This is a genomic window from Dokdonella sp., assembly GCF_049593775.1.
Taxonomy (GTDB): Bacteria; Pseudomonadota; Gammaproteobacteria; order Xanthomonadales; family Rhodanobacteraceae; genus Dokdonella.
On sequence record NZ_JBAWHJ010000286.1, the window covers coordinates 1 to 4,564 of the forward strand.

Sequence of the window (4,564 nt, forward strand, 5' to 3'; positions counted from 1 at the left end):
GGATCAATCGGCGCGCCGGCGCGTACGGAATCGACCTTTTCCTGCGCGAACGCAGCTGTCGAAACGACACCAATAGCAGCCAGAGACAACAACCGCAGGTACGGATATTTCATTGCGAACTCCCAGATTGATCGAACTGCTCCGGCTGCCCTCAGCTGGAGCAGCCAATCCTGCGCTTGCATGTGCTCCTGTGCAAGAGGCAGGCGGGCAGCGAAAATGACTCAATCAGGTGCCCTGCAGCCCTGAACGGGGAGCGCCCCGTTCCGCTATATCCCCTCGGCTGCCTTCTCGCTCACCGCGTAATTGGCCATCAAATCGGGGACGACAGCCAAGCGGGTCGGGCGCGCTCGGAATGGCTTGTTGGGCACGGCGCGAGCGTATTGCGAGGCTCACCCATCGGCCCAGCATCGCTGAATGAATCGACCCCCAGTTTCCGCAGCTTCGTTCAGGCTTTATGCCGCAGACGCGAATAGCGGGGTGGAGTCGTTCGGCGTTGATTGCAGCGATCCGACGTCCAGTTCGGGGCACGCGGATTTTGCTTGCGCGACCATGGTCGCCGAAAGGTTTCTCATCAGTTCGACGTTGGTTCGCAGGCGCTCACGCATCGCGGCATCATCAAGCGTGTCATGCAGGCCGCGATTCATTTCCACGAACCACTCCAGCTGCTGCTGATCGAGCATTTCGGCCCTGTTCGGCCGAGAGCTCACGGCCCCCCAGCGTCGGAAAAAGCCCTGCATCTCCAGGTTGAGCTCGGCCGCAGCGGCCAGGTCCTTCTGAAGATCGCCGAGCAGGGCAACATCCGTGAGGCGATTCTGGAAAACCAGTTGGCAGAGCACGCCCCAATAGTAGGTGTAGTCCCATACCACCTTGCTCGACATGACCTCGGCATCGCCGAACAGGGAGTACTGCTTGCGATACATGCTCAACGTATTTTCGTAGAACGAGAAATAGAGCTGCTCATACAGGCGCGCATATGGCGCAACCGGCTTTCCGGCCTGGTCGAGGCCAATCAGCTCGCAGATGTAGGTATTTGCGATGGCGATGAAATCGCTGCCCGGTGAATAGAACGGATCCAGAAACACGCCAGCCTCGCCGGTCAGGGCCCAGCGGTTCCCGGAGAACACTTGCCTGCATCCATGCGAGTAGCCGCGCAGGAATTTGAAATCCATGAGCTTGTCGCGCCTGGCCTCACACGCCTTTGCCACCAGCGGCTGATGCACGTGCAGCCACTCTAGCGCGCGCTCGAACGTGTTCATGTCCTTAAGTGGGTGCATTTTTGCATCGCAGACGATACCGACCGAGTGTGCGCCTGAACCCAGCGGAATCAGCCATACCCAATAGCCCGGCCCGCAAAGGTGATTGGTTGAGCGCCAGCGTTCCGCGGGATCGCATCGCTCCCGCCACGCCTTGTCGTCGCACCACTCGTCGATCGGAAGACAATCGTCAATCCGGAACCACACCGCGTTGCCATCGTGGCCATTGTCTTCATCGAGCTCCAGCTTGCGCCGGATCAGCCCCGCACGCCCACTGGCATCAATGACCCAGTTCGCGGATATCTGGCCATCGGTGCCATCTGTTGTGAAGGAAACCGAATGGTCGGTATCCCGCTCATTCAGCTCGATCTTGCGTACAACGGTGTTGTCGAGGAAGCGGATGCCACGTTCGCGTACGAGTTCGCCAAGATGGTTCTCGAGAATGCCTCGATCAAGTTGCCAGGTCGGCGTCGGCAGCACGCTGCTGACGCCGAGTTCCGTGACCCCTTCCAGGTCGTTGCGGGCATCGCTCCAGAAGAACCGAAAACCGAACTTGCGGATATGCGCATGGTCGAGGTGTTCACGCAGGCCCAGGGTCTCGGCCAGATAGTGGGCGCCGATTTCGACCTTGGACTCACCTACCTTGAGGGCGGCATGTGGCAACGGATGTGTACTGCGTTCAAGCACGACGATGTCGAGATCACGAAATTTGCCGCGCAGTTGCAGGGCCAGGCAAAGCCCGGCCAGTCCGCCGCCGAGAATGACTACATCGTGTCGTGCACTATCTTTCATTGAGGATTCCGTAAAGTTGTCGCGGCATCCATCGAGATGGCTCCGCCAGTCTTGCGATTCGTGAACAGGCTCAGGAGCGGGGTTGTCATCAGCGTGGTCACGATCGCCATGATCATGAGCATGGTGAAGATCTCTTCACCAATCACGCCGATGTCCAGACCGACCTTCATGACGATCAGTTCCATCAGGGCGCGCGCATTCATCAGCGAGCCTACTGCAAATGATTCCCGCCAATTGAATCCGGCCACTCTTGCGCCCGCTGCGCCGCCGAGCACTTTTCCAAGCACTGCCGCCGCCAGGATAAGGGCGAGTGCGAAAACACCTGTCCCGCCCAGTGCATCCGGTGTCGTGTGCAATCCGGCAAGAGCGAAGAACACCGGCATCAGGACCAGCACCGCAACCGGTTCGATGCGTTCGACCAGGCAGGCCAGCAACCGATTGTCGCGTGGCAGGGCAGCACCAAAGACGAATGCACCGAATACGGCATGCAATCCCAGTGCATCGGTAATCGCAGCACTGGCGAACACGCCGATCAGCAATACGGCGAGCAATCCTGCCGACGGCCGACCCTCGACACCATGGCGATCCAGCGCGCGCGCCAGCAAGGGCCGCAACACCGAGAATGCGAAGACGGCCATCGCCAGCGTGCCGACCAGGGTGATGGCAAACCCGGACCATCCGGTACTCGAGGAGATCATCGCGACGACAAACGCCAGAACGATCCAGGCGAGCACGTCAGCCAGCGCCGCCGAAGTCAACGACAAACGACCGACTGCGGACTCGGTCATCCCGCGTTCCTTGAGGATTCGCGCCATAATGGGAAACGCGGTGATCGCCATTGATGCGGCCATGAACAACGCGAAAGGCCAGAACGCCACGCCTTCAGGTGCAAAGCTGCCGTGCAGGAGTGGCGAAATCGCCAGCCCCAGCGCGAATGGAAGCAGCACGCTGAGCAGGCCGGTCAGGCTGGCAGCCGTCAGGTGGCGGCGCGCGCCATCAGGCAGACGCAGCTCCGCACCGACAACAAACATGAACAGTACCAGCCCGATCTGACTGAGTCCTTCGAGCGCCGCCAGGCTTTCAGGCGCAAACAGCCACGCCTGCGCGGTTGGCGCCACTGCGCCGAAAAGTATCGGACCCAGCAGGATGCCGGCGAGCATTTCGCCAATGACCGGCGGTTGCCCGATCCGCTGCAACGCCAGGGCAAGCAAACGGGCGACGCCAAGAATGACGACCAGCTGCAACAGAAGCAGCGGTACCGGGGTCACGCGGGCTCGTGCTGCCCGGCCAGCGGCGGGTCGACAATGCAGGGCAGCGACGCATGCGAACGTCGGTAGCTGTCCGCGATACTGCCGTAGTGGATGACTCGACCCATCGTGTAGAGCGTAATCAACGTGACATCGCGCACCGGGCGAAAATGGCTGAGTCGGAACTCGCGGTTGTAGCGGGTCTCGATCGGTACGGATACGACGCCGAGTCCCGCTTCGCGCACGGCTGCAATCAGAATGGCCGCCTCGAACACGAAACCCTGTGCCGGCAGATCAACCAGTTCCATCGCTGCACGCGGATAGAAGCGTTGGCCACTCTGGGTATCGGCTATGGGAATCCCACAGCCCCAGGAAATGCCCCAGTCGGCAACCGCATTGGCTCGCCGGCGCGCGTTTGGCTGATTGTCGCGCGTACGGATCCGCGCACCGATAACGATGCTGGACGGATAGCCGCGCGCGGCGGCCAGCATGCGGGGAATGTCGGCAGCATCATGCTGTCCATCGCCATCCATCGCGACAACGGCATCAAAGCCCCGGCGCAGCGCTTCGCGGAACCCGTCGCGCAGGCTTTCACCCTTTCCGCACGGTGTTTCGTGGCGAAGCAGGATAATCGGCAGGTCAGCCAGCAACTCGCCCGTGCGGTCCGATGACCCGTCATCGACGACGATGACATCGGGGAGTACGGCCAGGGCTGACTCGACCACTCGGCGAATGGCCAGCTCTTCATTGAGCGCGGGAATAAGAATGGCAACGCGGGGTGGTGACGAATCGCTCATGCGCACACTTCAATCTGCAACACGCTTCGCGCGCCGGCCGGGAGCTGAAGGCTGGCCGGTTGTCCGGATGCGAGCGCGGCAAGCAGGGGCAGCGCGCCTCTGGCCATCGGATTGGCCGATGCCAACTCGGCGAATGCGCCAATCAGCGTCGACGACTGAGGGCTGCGCGCCGGAGAAGAATCATGGCGAATGCGCAGCAACTGTTTGCCGCTCTCTCCAGGAGAAAGCACGAGTGCCGCTCCGAACAGCCGGGTTGAGGGTGCAACAGGTGCCAGCGGCCCGATTGAATCGGTATCGTACACCACCAGCAGCACGGGTGTGTCGTCTGCTAGGGCCTGCACGCTTGCCTCGAAGAGTGCCGTCGCGAAACTGGTATGCCAGCTGCTGATCGAGGTTGAAGGCGCATGGCATTGGGCGGCAATCGTCCAGTAGCCGGCCGGCGCGTTGTGTACCGAATTGTGGAAGCGGATGGGGG

The 4,564-nt window shown here is 61.3% G+C and carries 4 protein-coding genes; all 4 read right to left on the reverse strand.

The window, feature by feature from the left end:
* Positions 1-452 precede the first annotated feature (452 nt).
* The gene (locus WBP53_RS10160; RefSeq protein WP_423928533.1) at positions 453-2,045 is read right to left on the reverse strand and encodes an NAD(P)/FAD-dependent oxidoreductase; all 1,593 of its coding nucleotides are present in this window, start codon (positions 2,043-2,045) and stop codon (positions 453-455) included.
* Entirely contained in the window at positions 2,042-3,313 is a 1,272-nt protein-coding gene (locus WBP53_RS10165) for a cation:proton antiporter (RefSeq protein WP_423928535.1), read from the reverse strand. The genes WBP53_RS10160 and WBP53_RS10165 overlap by 4 nt, the downstream gene beginning before the upstream one ends.
* Positions 3,310-4,089 (reverse strand): glycosyltransferase family 2 protein, encoded by a 780-nt coding sequence (locus WBP53_RS10170; protein WP_423928537.1) that lies wholly within the window; start codon positions 4,087-4,089, stop codon positions 3,310-3,312. Before WBP53_RS10170 ends, WBP53_RS10165 begins: the two co-directional genes overlap by 4 nt.
* A partial coding sequence (locus WBP53_RS10175) for a beta-ketoacyl synthase chain length factor (RefSeq protein ID WP_423928539.1) occupies positions 4,086-4,564 on the reverse strand: 479 nt, incomplete at its 5' end. The genes WBP53_RS10170 and WBP53_RS10175, both read right to left, overlap by 4 nt.